The following is a 16,252-nucleotide window of genomic DNA, read 5'->3' on the forward strand; positions in this document are numbered from 1 at the left end:
TCTGCGCCCTGTCTAGTAGGGAGTTGTCGTGAACACTGAAAAGGCCAAGCCCATCCTCACCGCGCTCTCCGCAGCAGCGGCCCTCGTGCTCGCGGCTGTGGGGAGTGGCGCTTTCGGCGGGACACCGGTGGCCTCCGCCGCCGGCGGTTACCTTTCGAGCACGGGGACCCCCGTCGCGCCCGCGGTCCCCGCCTTTTCCATCTGGAGCGTGATCTACGCGGGCCTGTTGGCCTACGCCGTCTGGCAGCTCTTGCCCGCGAACAGGGTCAGCGAACGGCAGCGGGCGATCCGTCCGTGGGCCGCGGCGTCCATGCTGCTGAACGCGGGCTGGCTGTGGGCCGTCCAGCTCGGGTCCCTCCCGGCCAGCCTCGCGATCATGCTCGCGCTCCTCGTGGTGCTGTGCCGGCTCCTCATGCTCGCGCTTGCCACGCCGGCGCGGTCGCGGGTCGAGGCCATCCTGAGCGACGGGACATTCGGGCTGTACCTGGGGTGGATTTGTGTCGCAACCGTGGCCAACGTCGCCGCCGTCCTCGCCTGGGCGGGAGTTGCGCTCCCCGCCGAGCCCACGTCCGGCTTCGTCCTCGGACTCGCGGCCGCCGTCGGCCTCGCCCTCGCATCGCAACGTGCGTGGGTGCCGCTGCTCTCCATCGCGTGGGGGCTCGCGTGGATCGCTGTGGCGCGCTCCGTGGGGCCGCTCGTCCTCCCCGGCACGGCGCTGGCGGCGGCCATCTCCGTCGTGGTGGTCCTTGGCGGAATCCCGCTGTTCGCCTGGCGGGGTGCTCCCAACCGAAGGAGGCACGCGTGACCCGGCTTGTCGCAGTCACAGGGGCCACGGGCTACATCGGCGGGCGCCTGATTCCGCGTCTCCTCGCCTCCGGCCACCGGGTCCGGGTGCTCGCTCGCACTCCCGAGAAGCTGCGCGACGTCCCGTGGGGCCACGAGGTCGAAGTCGTCCGCGGGAGTCTCGAGGACCAGGCCGCCGTCGACGCGCTGTGCGCGGGGGCCGACGTCGTGTACTACCTCGTGCACTCCATGGGCTCTCGTTCCCAGGGCGATTTCGCTGGCAAGGAGCGGGAAGGGGCCAAGGCCCTCGCCCTCGCCGCCACCTCGGCAGGCGTGTCCCGGCTCGTGTACCTGAGCGGGCTCAACCCCGGCGGCCAGGGGCTGAGCCGGCATCTGGGCTCGCGGGCCGCCGTCGGCCGCATCCTCCTCGAGTCCGGGGTGCCGACGGCCGTGCTGCAGGCGGGGCTCGTGATCGGCTCGGGGTCGGCGAGCTTCGAGATGGTGCGGCACCTCACCGATGTGCTGCCCGTGATGCCCGCGCCGCGATGGGTACTCAACCGCGTCCAGCCGATCGCAGTCCGCGATGCCCTCTACTATCTCGAGGCGGCCGCGGACCTGCGCCTGGATGTGAACCGGACCTTCGACATCGGCGGTCCGGATGTGCTGAGCTACGCCGACATGATGCGCGGCTACGCGCGGGTTGCCGGCCTGCGGAAGCCCCTCATCCTCGCGCTGCCCGTGCTGACGCCGTGGCTCGCCGCGCAGTGGGTCAACCTGGTGACGCCCATTCCGAAGGCCCTGGCCGTCCCACTCGTGGAGTCTCTGCAGCACGATTGTGTTGTGCGAGATCACAGCATCGCGGAGTACATCGCGCCGCCTCCGGAGGGGCTCACCAGCTACGGACGCTCGGTCGAGCTTGCCCTGGCGAAGATCGGGCGCGGCGAGGTGGAGACCACCTGGGCGGGCTCTACCGCCATCGAGACCCCCTCCGATCCCCTGCCCAGCGACCCCGGCTGGGCCGGCACCACCGTGTACAAGGACACACGGACCCAGTACACGTCCGCTCCCCCGTCCCGGCTGTGGGAAGTCATCGAGGGCATCGGCGGCTCGAACGGTTGGTACTCGTTCCCGCTCGCGTGGGCCATTCGCGGGTGGATGGACAAGCTCGCTGGCGGTGTGGGGCTGCGACGGGGGCGCCGGGATCCGCAGCGCCTCCAGCTCGGAGAGGCGCTCGACTGGTGGCGGGTCGAAGCGCTCGACCGCGGGCACCTGCTCCGGCTGCGCGCGGAGATGCGCGTGCCCGGGAGGGCGTGGCTGGAAATGGCAGTCTCGCCGCGCGGCTCAGGGAGCCTCTACTTCCAGCGGGCAGTCTTCGTGCCGAAGGGCCTCGCCGGACGGCTCTATTGGGCCGCGATCGTCCCGTTCCACGACGTGATCTTCAAGGGCATGGCGCAGCGGATCACGGCCGCGGCTGAAGGAGGTGGCTGAGGTGCATTCGGCGTTGGACGAGACGCTCGTCCAACTGGTGGACGACGACGGCACTCCCCGTGGCACTGCTCCCAAGGCGAGCGTCCACGGCCCGGACACGCCGCTGCATCTCGCCTTCTCGTGTCACATCGAGGACCGCGACGGACGCCTGCTGGTCACACGGCGCGCCCTCACGAAGGCGACCTGGCCGGGCGTCTGGTCCAACTCGTTCTGTGGCCATCCGGCCCCCGGTGAGCCACTCGAGGACGCCGTCCGGCGCCGCGCGCGCCAGGAGCTCGGCCTCGAAGTCACGGAGGTTTCCCCCATCCTTCCGGGCTTCCGCTACCGGGCCACCGATGCGTCGGGTGTTGTCGAGAACGAGATCTGCCCCGTCTTCCGAGCGATCGCCGACCGTGATCCGCGCCCCTCGCCGGATGAGGTGGTCGAGTGGCAATGGACGACGGCGGACCGCCTCCGCAGCGCCGTCGTCGCCGCCCCCTATGCGTTCAGTCCCTGGCTGCGGCTGCAGCTCCAACAACTCGATCTGGGGGCCCTGTGAACGCGCTCGAGGGAGAGGGATCGGGCTGGAGGGAGCGGGCCGGCGTCAGTCGAGCGCCGTCGCCCGCCGCTTCGGGAAGCTGAACCGGTCAAGGTCCTGGGCCGCAATGACGACCGCGTCCCCCGCCGCCCGCTGCGCCTGCTGCCTCAGTGGCTCGACGTCCGTGTAGCGCGACGAGAAGTGCGTCAAAACGAGTGTGCTCGCGCCCCCGGCCGCGGCGATCGCGCCCGCCTGCCCTGCTGTGAGGTGACGGTACTGCTCAGCGAGGGCGGCGTCGTAGTCGTCGAACGTGCACTCGGTGACCAGCAGGTCGGCGCCCGCCGCAAGCTCCTCGGCGCCCGCGCAGGGGGCGGTGTCCATGATGAAGGCGAACCGCTGGCCCGGGCGAGGCACGCTCACGTCGTCGAGCCGGACGCCCCGGAGCTCGCCCTCGCGCTGCAGGCGCCCGACGTCCGGTCCCGCGATCCCGGCGTCGGCCAGGCGCTCGGGCACCAGCGACCTCCCATCCGGCTCCGCGAGCCGGTAGCCGTAGGCCTCGATGCGGTGGCTCAGGGCGCGGACCTCGAGGCCGGGCGCCACCGGACCATCGCTTCCGTGGGGAACGAGCCGGAGGTCGACGCCGGGGGAGGAAATCGCCACGAGGGCACGGACCATCGGTTCCCCGGATGCCGGGTAGTGCAGGTGCACTGGGTGGTCGACGCCGTCGAGCACCATGCGGGAAAGGACCCCGGGGAGCCCGTAGCAGTGGTCGCCGTGGACGTGCGTGAGGCAGATGCGGTGGATGGCCGGTGCCGCGACGCCCGCGTAGATCATCTGCCGCTGGGTGCCTTCGCCGGGGTCGAACAGGATGCCCTCGCCATCCCAGCGGAGGAAGTACCCGTTGTGGTTGCGCGTGCGGGTCGGGACTTGGGAGGCCGTGCCGAGGACCACAAGTTCGCGCATGCTGACCAGTATTGCCCGCCTAGACTTGCCACCGTGCGCTTGCTCCTGATCCGCCACGGCCAGACTCCCTCCAATGTGCGCGGTGCGCTCGACACCGGCTTCCCCGGCCCCGGCCTCACCCCGCTCGGGCACGCTCAGGCGGAGGCCGTCCCGACGGCGCTGGCTCACGAGTCGCCGGCCGCGATCTACGCTTCACCACTCGTCCGCACACAGCTCACGGCAACTCCCCTGGCCGAGGCGCTGGGACTCAGTCTTCGAGTTCAGCCGGGGCTCGAGGAGATCGCTGCCGGCGCGCTTGAGATGCGCAGCGATGATGATGCCGTCCAGGCCTACGGCCGGTGCCTCGAAGCCTGGATGCGCGGCGACTTGGACCAGACGATGCCCGAGGCACCCGACGGGCACGCGTTCGCCGAGCGCTTCGACGCCGCGCTCGGCGAGATCGCAGGTCGGCACGGTTCCGAGGACACCGTCGCCGTGTTCAGCCACGGCGCGGCCATCCGCGTCTACACCGCCCTGCGCTCCGACATCGACGCCGAGGCGGCCGTCGAACTGGCCCTCATGAACACCGGGATGTCGGTACTGAACGGCGACCCTCGCACCGGCTGGGCCCTCGAAGCCTGGCGCGCCGAGCCGCTCGGCGGCGTCGAACTCCTTGACCTCGCCGCCCACGACGTGACCGGCGAGAGCGCAGACGATGAGGCGCACGAGGGGGAGGGCTAGACCCTTTAGCCGCGGTTGGCTTCAGCGAGCACCTTCGCGGCGCGGACGACGGCGGCCGTCACCTCGTCGAGGCCCGGCGAGTCGAGCGTCCACACCTGCCAGTAGAGCCGGAGCGGCTCGTCCCAGTCGGGATCGAGCTCCACGAGCGTGCCCTCGGGGTCCTGCTGGTCCGGCACCATTCCCCATCCGAGACCGTCCCGGACTGCCTCGACGTACTGCACCGAGTCGGGGATGAAGTGCTGCGGGGGCGTCGCATCGGGAGCGACGCGGGCCAGCAGGGCGAGCTGGTGGCTGTCCTTGCGGTCGTACTGCATGACTGGGGCGACGGCGAGCGCAGCCGGGGTGGGCCCGGCGGGAAACCAACGCTTCACATAGTCTCTGGAGGCCTTCGCGCGATACACCATCGTGCCGAGCGGTCGGACGGTGCAGCCTTGGACGGGGCGCGGATCGGCGGTGACGGCCGCCACGGCATCTCCTGAACGGAGAAGGTCCGCGGTCGCGTGTTCGTCGTCGCGCAGGAGTTCGAGGGCGATCCGGCCGCCGAGGGCGATCTCGCGCAGCGCCGGCGGGAGCCAGGTTGCGATCGAGTCGGCGTTGGCGACAATCGGGACGCGCAGCCTTTCGGCACCCGCGCCGCGGCCGCCGTCGTCGTTCTTTTCGGCGGAACCCTCGCCAGAACTGCGCAGGGTGAGCACCGCCTCGTCGGCGAGGAGAAGCAATTGGCGAGCCGACCGCAGGAGCCGCTCCCCCGCTGGCGTGGGCCGCACGGGCTTGAGCCGACGCACCAGAACGCTGCCCACCGAGCGCTCGAGCGCCTTGATGCGCTGGCTCACGGCCGACGGCGTAAGCCGCAGTTCGCCCGCCGCCGCTTCGAAGGTCTCATGGTCGACGACGGCGGCCAGCGCCCGGAGTTGGTCCAGTTCCATAAAGATATTCTAATGGAGATGCAAAAATGTTAAATTGATCTTTATTGGAACCCGGCCTACCGTCGAAGGGTGACCCCCTTCCTGACCGGCTTCGGTGCAAGCCTCGGCCTCATCGTCGCCATCGGCGCTCAGAACGCGTTCGTCCTCCGACAGGGCATCAAGAGGGAATGGGTGCTGCCGGTCGTGCTGGTCTGCCTGACGAGCGACGCGGTGCTCATCTTTGCCGGCGTGGGAGGAATCGGGGCGCTGGTTCAGGAGGCGCCGGCGGCTGTCGCGGTGATCCGGTGGGTGGGCGCGGCGTTCCTCCTCGCCTACGCCCTGTTCGCGGCACGACGGGCGCTGCGGCCGGGCACGCTCGAAGCGGCCGGGACGCGGGGGAACGGGACGATGCTGTCCGTGCTCGTGACCGCCGTGGCGCTCACCTGGCTCAACCCACACGTCTATCTGGACACCCTCGTGCTGCTCGGCTCCCTCGCGAATGCGCAGGGGGAGTCAGGGCGCTGGTGGTTTGGCATCGGCGCGGCAGCAGCGAGCGCGCTCTGGTTTCCGGTCATCGGCTTCGGCGCGCGCGGCCTCAGCGGGTTCTTCGCCCGGCCGGCCTCGTGGCGGGTCCTCGATGGGTGCGTTGCGGCACTCATGCTGACGCTCGCCGTCGTCCTCGCGACGGGCAGCTGAGTGAAAAGGACTAGACCGCCGTCTCCAGCAGCGGCGCCATGAGCGGGCGCGTCGGAGTCCAGAAGCGACGGGCCGCGAAGTCCTCCACGAGCTCGGCGATGGAGGCGCTGAGGCTTCGCGCAGGATCGGGCGCGAACAGGAACGGTGTGATTCCGGCGTCGGCGAGGGCGTCCTCGGCGGCCTCGCGGTACGTCACCCCCAGGCGCGGGTCGAACGTCGGCAGCTCGCCGTCCAGCCACACGACCCGGTCCAGGCCGCGGCAGGCCATGAAGTCGAGCACCGCGTCGATCTTCCACCATCCGGTTTCAGCGGTGGTCGCGGGCAGGAACGAAGCCTGCGGCAGCAGCCCGATGACGCGCGCCTGCTCTCTGCTGCTGGGGCGCGCGAACAGGGCGCGGTCACTGGCGACGGCGCTCATGCGCCACAGCGCATTGGCCCCAGCTCCCCTGGACGCTCCCAGGCGACGCGCATCGACGACCAGCGCCAAACCACTCATGGTTCAGGGTCCTCTCCTTCCAGCACAGGACGGTCCGCGCAACCGCCCGTGCCGAGACCCGGCATGGCCTGTCCTTCGCGCGTGGCTTCTATCTTTAGACATGTCCATTTCGCCTGTAAAGAGCGAATATATGTGCGAAGGACTCGCAGCCCCCGCATCGAATCAGACTCTGCCGCACGGAAGCGGTGGGCCCGTAGGGTCTTAAGGCCCTACGTTCCCAGGGTTTCGTCAGCCTTCGGGCCGTGTGGGGGCTAGGGGCGCCAGCACTCCACTGCGACAGGACCCTGGCTCGTCTCGACCCGCGAGGTGGCCGTGAGCGATCCGTCATCCCCGATCCGATAGGCGGTCACGTGGCTGGACCCCTCGCCGCAGACCAGGAGGAACTGGCCGGACGGATCGATGACGCTCCCGCATGGCTGCGTCTCGGTGGGGGTCCAGCCGAGGAACTCGAGGCTGCCCTCGGGATCGAGGGCGAAGGCCGCGACAGTGCTCGTGGAGCGTTCCGTGGTGAAGAGGAAGCGCTCGTCGGGCGTGAGGCGAAGGTCCGCAGCCCAGACGACCTCGTTCCCGGGATCCGGTGTATCAGCGCCTCGAACCACTCCCGGTTTGAGGCCAAGGCCTTCGACGGCGGAGATCCGCTGCCGCAGCTCGAGTCCGCCCGTCTGGGCGTCCCGCGCGTAGACTGCCACCTCACCCGACAGCTCATGCACCACGTAGGCCTGGTCTCCCGTGGCGTTGAGCCGGAGGTAGCGCGGACCCGACCCCGACTCGGCGGCGACCTGGCCCGCGGGGGTGATGGCGCCGTCGTCCGACGCGTGCGAGCCGGCGAACGAATCAGCCGAGAACCAGCTCACACGGTCGTCGCCGAGTGACGTCGCGTAGAGGAACCGCCCGTCCGGGCTCAGGGCGGCGCAATGCGAGTTGCGGCCCGAGTCGAAGGTGAGGATCCGTTCGCCGTGGGGACCGCCGGGCACGGTCACGCGGTCCAGTCGATTGTCACCGTAGGAGGCACTGAAGACGTGGGGGTGGCCAGGCTCAAGGGAGAGGAAGCAGGTGGTGGCGGGCAAGTCTACGGACGTTCCCTGCGCAACGGCCCCATCGCGGCTGAGCGAAAGCTCCACGAGGCGGGGACCCTGGGGCGAGTTGCACCCGGCGTACGCGGTGCCGTGAGCGTCGATCGCGAGGGCCGAGACCCCTTCGAGTCCCTCGGTCCGCGAGGCGGGAGCCAGCTGGCCGGTTTCAGGATCGAGGACGACGACGTCAACGGCGCCAGCGCCGGGACAGGCCAGGACGACGAGGGTTGGCTCAGGGGTCACAAGTCCGCCTTCGGGTCGATGAGGTGTGCCACAGGGTCGATACCCCGGGCCGACTCGACCACACTCCCTGAATCATGCGTCCTCTGACAAGAGGGCTTCACGGGCGGACAAGTCGACGGCCTCCGCCCGCGCCCAGACTTGAGGCAACGCAACGCCAGACTCAGCGCGGAGGACTCATGGACACCACCCTGCAGCAGACAGATTCCCTGCTCAACGCAATCGCCCCGGCCCCCGGCGAGCCACGCCGCGAGATCCTGGACCCGGCCACGGGAGAGCTGGTCGGATTCGCCCCGGTGCATGGGCTCGCCGAGCTCGAGGCCGCGGTCGCCGCGGCGAAGGCCGCACAGCCCGCCTGGGCCGCTGCCGGGCACGAGGCCCGGTCGGCCGCCTTGAACGCCGCCGCCGAGGCGGTGGAGGCCAACGCCGAGGAGCTCGCCCGGATCCTCTCCCGCGAGCAGGGCAAGCCGCTCAACGGCCCGAACGCGCGCTTCGAGGTCGGAGCGTGCGCCGCGTGGCTGCGGGCGGCCGCCGCCACGCCCCTGGAGCCTGAGACGCTGGTCGACGACGGCCAGACCCGGGCGGTCCTGCACTACCGCCCCATCGGCCTCGTCGGGGCGATCGGCCCGTGGAACTGGCCCATGATGATCACCGTCTGGCAGATCGCCCCGGCCCTGCGCATGGGCAACGCCGTCGTGGTCAAGCCCAGCGAGTACACCCCGCTCTCGGTCCTGGCCCTGGTGCGGGTCATCAACGGTGCGCTGCCGGAGGGCTTGGTCTCCGTGGTCTCGGGCGATCGCGAGGTCGGCGCCGCGATCACCACCCACCCCGCGATCGGCAAGGTCATGTTCACCGGCTCCACAGCGACCGGCAAGGCCATCATCCGCTCCTCCGCCGACACGGTGAAGCGCCTGACCCTCGAGCTCGGCGGCAACGACGCCGGCATCGTCCTGCCCGACGCCGACCCGGCCGCGATCGCCGAGGGCCTGTTCTGGGGCGCCTTCATCAACACCGGCCAGACCTGCGCCGCCCTCAAGCGCCTCTACGTCCACGCCGACATCTACGAGGACGTCTGCCGGGCCCTGACTGACTACGCCGCCCAGGTGCCCATGGGAGTGGGCCTGGAGGAGCAGAACGTGCTCGGCCCGCTGCAGAACAAGGCGCAGTACGAGATCGTCGCCGGTTTGGTCGAGGCCGCCAAGGCCTCCGGCGCGCGCGTCCTCCTAGGCGGCAACCCCGACGAGACCCAGCCCGGGTTCTTCTACCCCACCACCCTCGTCGCCGACATCGACAACGAGAACCCCCTCGTCGCCCAGGAGCAGTTCGGCCCCGCCCTGCCGATCATCAAGTACTCCACGGTGGACGAGGCCGTTCAAATGGCCAACGCCCTCGAGGTCGGCCTCGGCGCCTCGGTATGGTCCGCCGATCCCGAGAAGGCCCGCGAAGTCGCCGCCCGCATCGAGGCCGGCACCGTGTGGATCAACGCCCACGGCGCCGTCGACCCCCGCATCCCCTTCGGCGGCGCCAAGCAGTCCGGCTACGGCCTCGAATTCGGCGCCGAAGGACTGAAACACCTCGGCCAACCCCAGATCATCAACGGCTGACCGCCCCGCTAGACCGCAATAACGGCCTTCCCGCTCACCTGACCGCTCGCGAGGTCTCGATCGCCTCGCCAGCGCGGGCGAGCGGGAAGGCCTTCGTCACGTGTGCACCGGCGGCCACGGCGAGCTGGACGGCGTAAGATCCGACGCCGCCGGAAGCCCGGACCACCAGCACACGGCTGGGCGCCGCACCAGAGGTAGCCGCGTCCATGCTCGAAGGCCAAACCGGCGCACCTAATCCGCACTCAAATGGCGCTTGCCTGCGCCCTCAGTGCCGGCAACGGAGCTAGGGTGGAGGAGGTAAAAAAGTCCGGGGCGGAAGGGCGAAGCGTGGCCGAGAGCGATACCGGGCTCACCGCCTCCCTCGTGGGCGGGCGCTATCGGCTGCTCGAGGTTGCGGGCCGCGGAGCGATGGCGACGGTCCACCGTGCGCGCGACGAGGTCCTCGGCCGGATCGTCGCCGTCAAGACGTTCCGCGAGCAGGCCCCCGATCCCCAGCATCAGCTCCGGCGCCATGGCGAGATGGAAGTCCTCGCGCACCTCAATCACCCGAGCCTGGTCCAGCTGTACGACGTCGGCACCGAAGCGAGCGCCGACGGGACCTCGTCCGTCACCTACCTCGTGATGGAATTCGTCGAGGGCATCGACCTGCGCCAGACGCTTCGCTCGGGACCCCTGGCGGACGAAGACGTCCGGCGCCTGGGCGCAGACCTCGCCGGCGCGCTGGCCTACATTCACTCCCTCGGCATCGTCCACCGTGACATCAAGCCGGCCAACGTGCTCGTCCCAGACCCCTCGCCGAGGACCGGGCGGCGCCTGCCAGTGAAGCTCACCGACTTCGGGATCGCCCGGTTCGTCGATGCCGCACGCCTCACCCAGACCAACACCACGATCGGCACCGCGAACTACCTGAGCCCTGAGCAGGCCCGCGGCGAGCCAGTTGGCGCGCCGTCGGACGTTTACTCGCTCGGGCTTGTGCTGCTGGAGTGCCTCACCGGCCGCATCGAGTTCCCGGGCCAGGCCGTTGCGGCCGCAGCTGCCCGCCTGTTCCGCGACCCCCGCGTCCCGCAGGAGCTCGGCGAGCCCTGGGTCTCCCTCATCCCCCGCATGACAGCCCTTAGCCCGGCGCAGCGCCCCACGGCGGCAGAGGTGGCCACGATCCTGACCGAGGCCGCGACCGAGGTCCTGACTCCTTCCGCGCAAGCGCCCACTATGTTGGCCCCTACCGTGCCAGACCCTGCGGACGACGGCAGCACTCGCCTCCTACCCGCTCCCCCGCCCCGGCCCCCCAAGGCTCCCCCACCGCGTCGCCGAAGTTTCGCGCCGAGGACGGTTGCCGCCGTCGTCGTTCTCGCCCTGATCGTGCTTGTCGTCGTGCTGCTCGCCGTCCTGCGCCCGTCCTCAGGCGGCTCCTCGCAGCAGCCCTCCCCGAGCATCCCCGCCTCGCCGTCCATCCCGGGGCCGCTCGGAACCCATATTGCCCAGCTCGAACGGAGTGTCAGACCGTGATCGTCCGCCGCCGCCTCGTCACCGCCCTCGCCTCGGTGTGCCTCTCCGCCGCCGCCCTCGCGGGGTGCGCCCAGCCGCCGTCGGACCTCGACTCGGAGGTGGCCTCCGCCCTCCAGACGGCCGCAGAGCAGGTGCGGGAGGACGCCGCGGCCGGACGCTACGCCGATGCCCTCGACAAGCTCGAGAAGATCGAGACCCAGGCGAACGAGGCCGCGGCCCAGGGGAAGCTCAGTGCATCCCGCAAGCAGGACGTGCTGACCGCCGTCGCCCTCGTGCGCACGGATCTGCAGACGCTCGCCGGCCCGCCGGCCACGCCCAGCGCGACCCCGAGTACCGCCTCGCCGACGCAATCCGCGACCCAGGTTCCCCAGCCCAAGAAGAAGGACCAGAAAGACGAGCCCGGCAAGGACGGCAAGAAGGACTAGCCTGATCAGCCCCGGCCGGGAATCGGTGCGCCGAACGGCAGGCCCTCCCGGATGTACCCGTCGTAGAGCGGCTGCCACGCGAGAGCCCCGGAGCTGTGTGGGCCGCCCGGCTCGCCCCCGCCGAGCTTCAGGGCGAGCTCGGCCAGGCACACGTGCCAGCCTGCCGCGTTGCGAGCCGCGGCGTTCACGTCGCCGAGCCAGTTGCGCAGCGTGAGCTCGGCGTCGGTCTCCGATCCCTCGACCCGGAATTCAAGCGTGTCCTGGCCCCAGTCGAAGGCCCAGTGGTTCGGCGGCTGCCACGCCGTGATCCGCTCGACCGACGGCGGCTGGTTGGGGTCGCCAGTGAGCGTGACAGTGCCCGCCGCATGATCAATGGCGACGGCGGAGGGGAACCAGCCGTCGAACCCTTCGGGCGTGCTCACGGCCTCCCACACCTCGGAAGCCGAGACCGGGTAGGAGCGGACGAACGTCACCGAGGCACGGCCCTCTTCCTCGCTGTACTGGCCGTCGAGCTCTTCCATGTCGTCCTCCTCGCGGTGCGCCGTCTTTCTCAGTGGCTGTACATCGTGCGGACGATCGCGTCGAAGGCGCGATCCGGCAGGAATTTCCGTGCCGTCAGGATGGGCCAGGCTCCGCCGCCGGCGGGATAGCGGGCCGCTGGATTCCTGGCCTGCACGGCCTTCAGGATGGTCCGGGCGACGACCTCCGGCGTCCCGGCCCTACCGGGTCGATCGAAGTTCGCCATCACTTTCGCGACCTTCCTGGCGTTGTCCTCGTACGCGGTGCCTCGAGAGTTCTCCAGGAGCGACTCCCGCGCAATCATGCTCCATTCGGAAAGGACCGGCCCGGGCTCAATCAGCACCACCCGCACACCGAAGGGCTTCAGCTCGATCCGCAGCGAGTCCGAGAGTCCCTCGACGGCGAACTTGGCAGCGTGGTACCAGGAGCCGAGCGGCTCGTAGAACTTGCCGCCGATCGAGGAGATGTTGACGATCGTGCCCGCGCGACGCTCCCGCATTCGGGGAAGCACGAGCTGGGTCAGACGCGCGAGGCCGAACACGTTGACTTCGAACTGGCGCCGCGCCTCGTCGAGCGGCACCGTCTCGAGCGCGCCATAGGAGCCGTAGCCCGCGTTGTTCACGAGGACGTCGATCTGGCCGGCGTCCGCAAGGATCCGGCGGATGCCATCCGTCATGGACTCATCAGACGTCACGTCCATGGTGACGACGCGCGCGCCCTCGTCCTTGAGGTCCTGCATCCTCTCGACACGTCGGGCGGCGGCATAGACCGTGAAGCCCGCGCCCAGGAGCGCCCGCACTGTGGCCGCGCCGATTCCGCTCGAAGCGCCCGTCACAAGCGCAACCTGCTGCATGCCCCTCACGCTACCCGACGCTCCCGATGCCCCGGCAAGGGCGTGTGACAAGCTGGAGCGCATGAGCTCGCTTCGCCAACTCGCTGCCTCCTCCCGCTCTCAGGTCCCGCCGTTCGCGGTCATGGACATCCTCGCCCGGGTGGACCAGCTGCGAGCTGAGGGCCGGGACGTGGTCTCGCTCTGTGCGGGGGAGCCATCGGGCGGGTCGCCCTCCGGTGTCTCGGCGGCAGCGGCGAGGATCCACGCGTCGGGGCGCGCGCTCACCTACACGCCGGCGCTCGGGACGGCCGAGCTGCGCGCGGCGATCGCCGAGCACTACGGCCGGTGGTACGGGCTCGACGTCGATCCCGCGCGCGTCGCCGTGACGACTGGCTCCTCGGGCGCCTTCGTCCTCGGCTTCCTCGCAGCCTTCGACGTGGGTGACCGCGTGGCACTGGCCCGTCCCGGCTACCCCGCGTACCGGAACATCCTCGCCGCGCTCGGCTGCGAGGTCGTCGAGGTGGACTGCGGGCCCGAGACCCGCTATCAGCCAACCCCCGAGCTGCTCGACGCTGCCGCCCGCGAGCACGGTCCGTTGGCGGGGCTCGTGCTGGCGTCCCCGGCGAACCCCACCGGCACCATGGTGAGCCGCATCGAGCTCCAGGCGATCGCCGAGTGGTGCCACGGCAACGGGGTGCGGCTCGTGAGCGACGAGATCTACCACGGCATCACCTACCCGGATGCGGTGCTGGACGAGCACAGCCCACGAGGCGTCTGCGCCTGGGAGCTCGGGGGCGAGGCGGCGAAGGAGGCCATCGTCATCTCGAGCTTCTCGAAGTACTGGGGCATGACCGGCTGGCGGCTCGGCTGGATGCTCCTCCCCGAGGAGCTCGTGAGCGCGGTCGACGCCCTCGCAGGGAATGTCGCACTGTGCCCGCCAGCGCCGTCGCAGCTCGCCGCGGTCGAGGCCTTCTCCCCGGCCTCGTATGCCGAAGCGGAGGCGTGGGTCGCGCAATATGCGGAGACGCGCCGGGCGCTGCTCGAGGGACTCGGTCCCCTCGGATGGGGTCCCGCTGCCCCGGCGGACGGGGCCTTCTACCTCTACGCCGAACTCGGTTCGCAGCTCGAGCGCTTCGGTGACTCCCGCGAGTATTGCCGGGCGCTGCTGGAGGCGGAGGGCGTCGCCTTGGTCCCGGGGACTGATTTCGACGCCAGGTCCGGGGGCCGCTCGGTGCGTCTCAGCTTCGCTGCGGGGTCGACTGCAGTGACGACAGCCGTCGAGCGCATCCTGCGGTTCCAGCGGGCTTAGCGGAGTCTGGCTCCCGGAGCCCGTGGCGTCCAAAATCGAAGCTACGAGCTCTCACCCGAGGAGGCGACCAACATGGCAGAAAAGGGATGGTCGGTGAACATCGCCATCGACGAGCACGAAGGCCGGACGCGGGCCAAGGCGCAGCTGTTCGCCGAAGGCCGTTCGGATCTGGTCGGCGTCGGTCTGGCGCGGCTCAAGCCGACCGACACGGATGTCCCTGTGATTGGCGACGAATTGGCCGTGGCCCGCGCACTCGCCGACCTGTCGCATCAGCTCATCGAGGCCACCGCGGCCGACATCGAGAACGTCACGAAAGTGCCGCCGCACCTGGAGGTCTAACGTCCCTGCGCTTCCGCCGCCTCCAGGGACGGGAACGCAGGGCCCTTCAGACCTCCCGGTGGCCGCGCAGCTTCTCCATCTCGCGCCGGTCTTTCTTGGTGGGACGCCCAGCCCCGCGGTCACGCTGGGGAAGTCCAAGGAACGGCGCGGGCGGGCGCTCAGGGGTGTGGTCGGTGTAGCACCGTGAGGCGGCCTCGGCCCCGACGCGCTTGACGATCAGCACATGCACCTCGAGGATCCGCTCGAACCCGGGCTGCCGAATGCGGATGGTGTCTCCCGGCACCACCGTCTGGGAGGCCTTCACCGGGTTCCCGTTGAGCCGCACGTGCCCGGCGCGGCACGCCGCGGTGGCCGCAGAGCGGGTCTTGTAGGCCCGGACAGCCCAGAGCCAGGAGTCGATCCGCACGGCCGAGGACGACGAAACGGGCGCGTGGGACGAAGCGGAAGAAGCCATGGTGCCCAGCAGTCTAGCGGCGTATCGTCAGGGCATGGGGGACGAACCTTGAGGAGCTGACATGCCGGACAAGCAGCCACACCAGAGCGAGCACAAGAAGCCGTCCAAGTCCATCAAGGAGCAGCGCGCAGCCAAGAAGGCCAAACGCGAGACCGCCATGGACGCGGATCCTGTATCTCACCTTCGCAAGCCACGGTCCACGCACTGATGTAGACCGCAACTCAAGCCCCCGCCCCCGTCTCGCCTCAGCCGACACGGGGGCGCGGTGTTGCTACCGGCGCAGCTGGAGCCCCGCGCGCGCCATCGCGTCCGCGTACGCCTTGCCCATCTCGATGAGCCACTCGGTCTGGCGCTCCTTCGACCCGGCGAACGCCCGGCCGTGCAGGGAGCGCGCCTTGTAGACCTTGAGCCCCCGACGCCAGATGAGCGGGTTGTCGGTCTTGAGCAGCATCTGCGCGAGGCGGTTCGCTTCCGGGCCATGGGCAACGATCGCCGACGCGCGGGGCAGCACCTTGAGCAGCGCGATCAGCGGCTTGAGGCCGGCCTGGACCTGCTCGGGCAGGAGCTTGCCGTTCGCCTCGCCGGGCGTGAACCACGGGTAGGTGTTCCAGGGCAGGATCCACTCGGGACGCAGACCGAGCTGGAACTGGAGGCCAAGAAGTCGCGTCGCCGCCGCATCGTCGCCGGCCCACACGAAGCCCTTGGGATTCGCCTCGCCCGTGTTGGAGAACAGGCTCACGATCCGGCATTCCTCGACCGAGTGCATCGGATCCACGTACGGCACCTCGAGCCCGGGGCGCAGCTTCCGGAGGAAGTTCACGTGCTCGTTCACCGGCGCGATGGCCGGCGCGAACAGGGGGTCCGTCACCATAGTGGGTTCAGGGACGACGACGGCGGCCGCGGGTTCGCTCTCGAGCGTCGCCTCTTCGTGGGGGGCCTCTGCGACAGAAGCCTCAGCGGGAACAGCCTTTTCCTCAGCCTCTCGCTGTGCTTCCGCCAGGCAATCCGCCGCGGCTCGCGCAGCTTCCTCCGCCTCTGTCGAGCGGGCGAGCGCTGCCTGCGCTGCCTCTTCGGCGGCAGATGCCTCGGCGGCTGCAGCCTTCGCGGCCGCTGCCTTCGCCACGGCATCAGCCACAGCGCGCTTCGCCGCATTCGCTGCCGCCTCGGCAGCAACTCGGGCCCGAGAAGCAGACTCGGCGAGGGCCGCAAGGGCGGGGTCGACCTGAGCCGCGGGCGCCGCCTCGGCGTGGACGGTCTGGGCGGGCACGGCCTTCCCGGGAGCCTCTGTGCGCTCATGGGCAACGGGGGCCATCTGGGCCGCGCGCAGTTCCTCGGGCTCCGCCTTCGTGACGATGAGCCTGGTCGGAGAAGCGAGCGTCATCT

20 protein-coding genes are annotated in these 16,252 nt (G+C 70.2%); 11 read left to right on the forward strand and 9 right to left on the reverse strand.

Annotated elements, in window-relative coordinates; all coding sequences use genetic code 11:
• Positions 1–28 precede the first annotated feature (28 nt).
• Genes E5679_RS13800 through idi form a run of 3 tightly spaced genes read left to right on the forward strand, consistent with a single transcriptional unit; the run spans position 29 to position 2,809 of the window.
• Positions 29–805: a tryptophan-rich sensory protein gene (locus E5679_RS13800; protein ID WP_138416834.1), complete on the forward strand. Its 777-nt coding sequence runs from the start codon at positions 29–31 to the stop codon at positions 803–805.
• Positions 802–2,271: an SDR family oxidoreductase gene (locus E5679_RS13805; protein ID WP_138416836.1), complete on the forward strand. Its 1,470-nt coding sequence runs from the start codon at positions 802–804 to the stop codon at positions 2,269–2,271. Before E5679_RS13800 ends, E5679_RS13805 begins: the two co-directional genes overlap by 4 nt.
• A 1-nt stretch (position 2,272) precedes the next feature.
• Positions 2,273–2,809, forward strand: coding sequence for an isopentenyl-diphosphate Delta-isomerase (gene idi, locus E5679_RS13810; protein ID WP_249336136.1), 537 nt, complete (start codon positions 2,273–2,275; stop codon positions 2,807–2,809).
• A 45-nt stretch (positions 2,810–2,854) separates the two neighbouring features.
• Here idi and E5679_RS13815 read toward each other — a convergent pair whose 3' ends face one another.
• Positions 2,855–3,751: a ribonuclease Z gene (locus tag E5679_RS13815; RefSeq protein ID WP_138416838.1), complete on the reverse strand. Its 897-nt coding sequence runs from the start codon at positions 3,749–3,751 to the stop codon at positions 2,855–2,857.
• A 33-nt stretch (positions 3,752–3,784) separates the two neighbouring features.
• On the opposite strand from E5679_RS13815, the gene E5679_RS13820 reads away from it, so the two are divergent.
• Positions 3,785–4,471, forward strand: coding sequence for a histidine phosphatase family protein (locus tag E5679_RS13820; RefSeq protein WP_138416840.1), 687 nt, complete (start codon positions 3,785–3,787; stop codon positions 4,469–4,471).
• Positions 4,472–4,476: 5 nt separating this feature from the next.
• On the opposite strand, the gene E5679_RS13825 is transcribed toward E5679_RS13820, so the two are convergent.
• Entirely contained in the window at positions 4,477–5,397 is a 921-nt protein-coding gene (locus E5679_RS13825) for a LysR family transcriptional regulator ArgP (RefSeq protein WP_138416842.1), read from the reverse strand.
• Positions 5,398–5,466: 69 nt separating this feature from the next.
• On the opposite strand from E5679_RS13825, the gene E5679_RS13830 reads away from it, so the two are divergent.
• Positions 5,467–6,072 (forward strand): LysE/ArgO family amino acid transporter, encoded by a 606-nt coding sequence (locus E5679_RS13830; protein ID WP_138416844.1) that lies wholly within the window; start codon positions 5,467–5,469, stop codon positions 6,070–6,072.
• Between the two features lie 10 nt (positions 6,073–6,082).
• On the opposite strand, the gene E5679_RS13835 is transcribed toward E5679_RS13830, so the two are convergent.
• On the reverse strand, positions 6,083–6,568 hold the full coding sequence (locus E5679_RS13835) for a hypothetical protein (protein ID WP_138416846.1): 486 nt from the start codon (positions 6,566–6,568) through the stop codon (positions 6,083–6,085).
• A gap of 251 nt (positions 6,569–6,819) precedes the next feature.
• Positions 6,820–7,884: a lactonase family protein gene (locus E5679_RS13840; RefSeq protein WP_138416848.1), complete on the reverse strand. Its 1,065-nt coding sequence runs from the start codon at positions 7,882–7,884 to the stop codon at positions 6,820–6,822.
• 176 nt (positions 7,885–8,060) lie between these two features.
• Between E5679_RS13840 and E5679_RS13845 the strand changes: the two genes are divergently transcribed.
• Complete coding sequence (locus E5679_RS13845) at positions 8,061–9,485, forward strand: aldehyde dehydrogenase family protein (RefSeq protein ID WP_420821075.1); 1,425 nt, start codon at positions 8,061–8,063, stop codon at positions 9,483–9,485.
• 34 nt (positions 9,486–9,519) lie between these two features.
• Here the strand turns inward: E5679_RS13845 and E5679_RS20895 are convergent, their stop codons facing one another.
• Positions 9,520–9,693: a hypothetical protein gene (locus tag E5679_RS20895; RefSeq protein ID WP_171042383.1), complete on the reverse strand. Its 174-nt coding sequence runs from the start codon at positions 9,691–9,693 to the stop codon at positions 9,520–9,522.
• A 119-nt stretch (positions 9,694–9,812) separates the two neighbouring features.
• On the opposite strand from E5679_RS20895, the gene E5679_RS13850 reads away from it, so the two are divergent.
• Entirely contained in the window at positions 9,813–10,991 is a 1,179-nt protein-coding gene (locus E5679_RS13850) for a serine/threonine-protein kinase (RefSeq protein ID WP_249336137.1), read from the forward strand.
• A complete protein-coding gene (locus E5679_RS13855; protein ID WP_138416852.1) occupies positions 10,988–11,416 on the forward strand; it encodes an outer membrane protein assembly factor BamD in 429 nt (142 codons plus the stop codon). Before E5679_RS13850 ends, E5679_RS13855 begins: the two co-directional genes overlap by 4 nt.
• A 5-nt stretch (positions 11,417–11,421) precedes the next feature.
• Here the strand turns inward: E5679_RS13855 and E5679_RS13860 are convergent, their stop codons facing one another.
• Positions 11,422–11,937, reverse strand: coding sequence for an SRPBCC family protein (locus E5679_RS13860; RefSeq protein WP_138416855.1), 516 nt, complete (start codon positions 11,935–11,937; stop codon positions 11,422–11,424).
• Positions 11,938–11,966: 29 nt separating this feature from the next.
• Positions 11,967–12,788, reverse strand: a complete 822-nt coding sequence (locus E5679_RS13865) for an oxidoreductase (protein WP_138416857.1) — start codon at positions 12,786–12,788, stop codon at positions 11,967–11,969.
• A 61-nt stretch (positions 12,789–12,849) separates the two neighbouring features.
• Here E5679_RS13865 and E5679_RS13870 point away from each other — a divergent pair, with 61 nt between their 5' ends.
• Positions 12,850–14,076, forward strand: a complete 1,227-nt coding sequence (locus E5679_RS13870; RefSeq protein ID WP_138416859.1) for an aminotransferase class I/II-fold pyridoxal phosphate-dependent enzyme — start codon at positions 12,850–12,852, stop codon at positions 14,074–14,076.
• Positions 14,077–14,148: 72 nt separating this feature from the next.
• Positions 14,149–14,415, forward strand: a complete 267-nt coding sequence (locus E5679_RS13875) for a DUF1876 domain-containing protein (protein ID WP_138416861.1) — start codon at positions 14,149–14,151, stop codon at positions 14,413–14,415.
• A gap of 46 nt (positions 14,416–14,461) precedes the next feature.
• Here the strand turns inward: E5679_RS13875 and E5679_RS13880 are convergent, their stop codons facing one another.
• The gene (locus E5679_RS13880) at positions 14,462–14,869 is read right to left on the reverse strand and encodes an RNA-binding S4 domain-containing protein (protein WP_138416863.1); all 408 of its coding nucleotides are present in this window, start codon (positions 14,867–14,869) and stop codon (positions 14,462–14,464) included.
• 61 nt (positions 14,870–14,930) lie between these two features.
• Here E5679_RS13880 and E5679_RS20900 point away from each other — a divergent pair, with 61 nt between their 5' ends.
• The gene (locus tag E5679_RS20900; RefSeq protein WP_171042390.1) at positions 14,931–15,077 is read left to right on the forward strand and encodes a hypothetical protein; all 147 of its coding nucleotides are present in this window, start codon (positions 14,931–14,933) and stop codon (positions 15,075–15,077) included.
• 63 nt (positions 15,078–15,140) lie between these two features.
• Here the strand turns inward: E5679_RS20900 and E5679_RS13885 are convergent, their stop codons facing one another.
• The gene (locus E5679_RS13885; RefSeq protein ID WP_138416994.1) at positions 15,141–15,740 is read right to left on the reverse strand and encodes a uracil-DNA glycosylase family protein; all 600 of its coding nucleotides are present in this window, start codon (positions 15,738–15,740) and stop codon (positions 15,141–15,143) included.
• Between the last annotated feature and the right edge of the window lie 512 nt (positions 15,741–16,252).

This window comes from Sinomonas gamaensis (assembly GCF_005876955.1).
Lineage (GTDB): Bacteria > Actinomycetota > Actinomycetes > Actinomycetales > Micrococcaceae > Sinomonas > Sinomonas gamaensis.

What these genes read in the sequence shown, in the direction of transcription:
- E5679_RS13815 (WP_138416838.1), bottom strand. Translation starts at nt 3,751, where the DNA reads ATGCGCGAACTTGTGGTCCTCGGCACGGCCTCCCAAGTCCCGACCCGC.
- E5679_RS13825 (WP_138416842.1), bottom strand. Translation starts at nt 5,397, where the DNA reads ATGGAACTGGACCAACTCCGGGCGCTGGCCGCCGTCGTCGACCATGAG.
- E5679_RS13835 (WP_138416846.1), bottom strand. Translation starts at nt 6,568, where the DNA reads ATGAGTGGTTTGGCGCTGGTCGTCGATGCGCGTCGCCTGGGAGCGTCC.
- E5679_RS13845 (WP_420821075.1), top strand. Translation starts at nt 8,061, where the DNA reads ATGGACACCACCCTGCAGCAGACAGATTCCCTGCTCAACGCAATCGCC.
- E5679_RS20895 (WP_171042383.1), bottom strand. Translation starts at nt 9,693, where the DNA reads ATGGACGCGGCTACCTCTGGTGCGGCGCCCAGCCGTGTGCTGGTGGTC.
- E5679_RS13860 (WP_138416855.1), bottom strand. Translation starts at nt 11,937, where the DNA reads ATGGAAGAGCTCGACGGCCAGTACAGCGAGGAAGAGGGCCGTGCCTCG.
- E5679_RS13865 (WP_138416857.1), bottom strand. Translation starts at nt 12,788, where the DNA reads ATGCAGCAGGTTGCGCTTGTGACGGGCGCTTCGAGCGGAATCGGCGCG.
- E5679_RS13870 (WP_138416859.1), top strand. Translation starts at nt 12,850, where the DNA reads ATGAGCTCGCTTCGCCAACTCGCTGCCTCCTCCCGCTCTCAGGTCCCG.
- E5679_RS13875 (WP_138416861.1), top strand. Translation starts at nt 14,149, where the DNA reads ATGGCAGAAAAGGGATGGTCGGTGAACATCGCCATCGACGAGCACGAA.
- E5679_RS13880 (WP_138416863.1), bottom strand. Translation starts at nt 14,869, where the DNA reads ATGGCTTCTTCCGCTTCGTCCCACGCGCCCGTTTCGTCGTCCTCGGCC.
- E5679_RS20900 (WP_171042390.1), top strand. Translation starts at nt 14,931, where the DNA reads ATGCCGGACAAGCAGCCACACCAGAGCGAGCACAAGAAGCCGTCCAAG.
- E5679_RS13885 (WP_138416994.1), bottom strand. Translation starts at nt 15,740, where the DNA reads ATGGTGACGGACCCCCTGTTCGCGCCGGCCATCGCGCCGGTGAACGAG.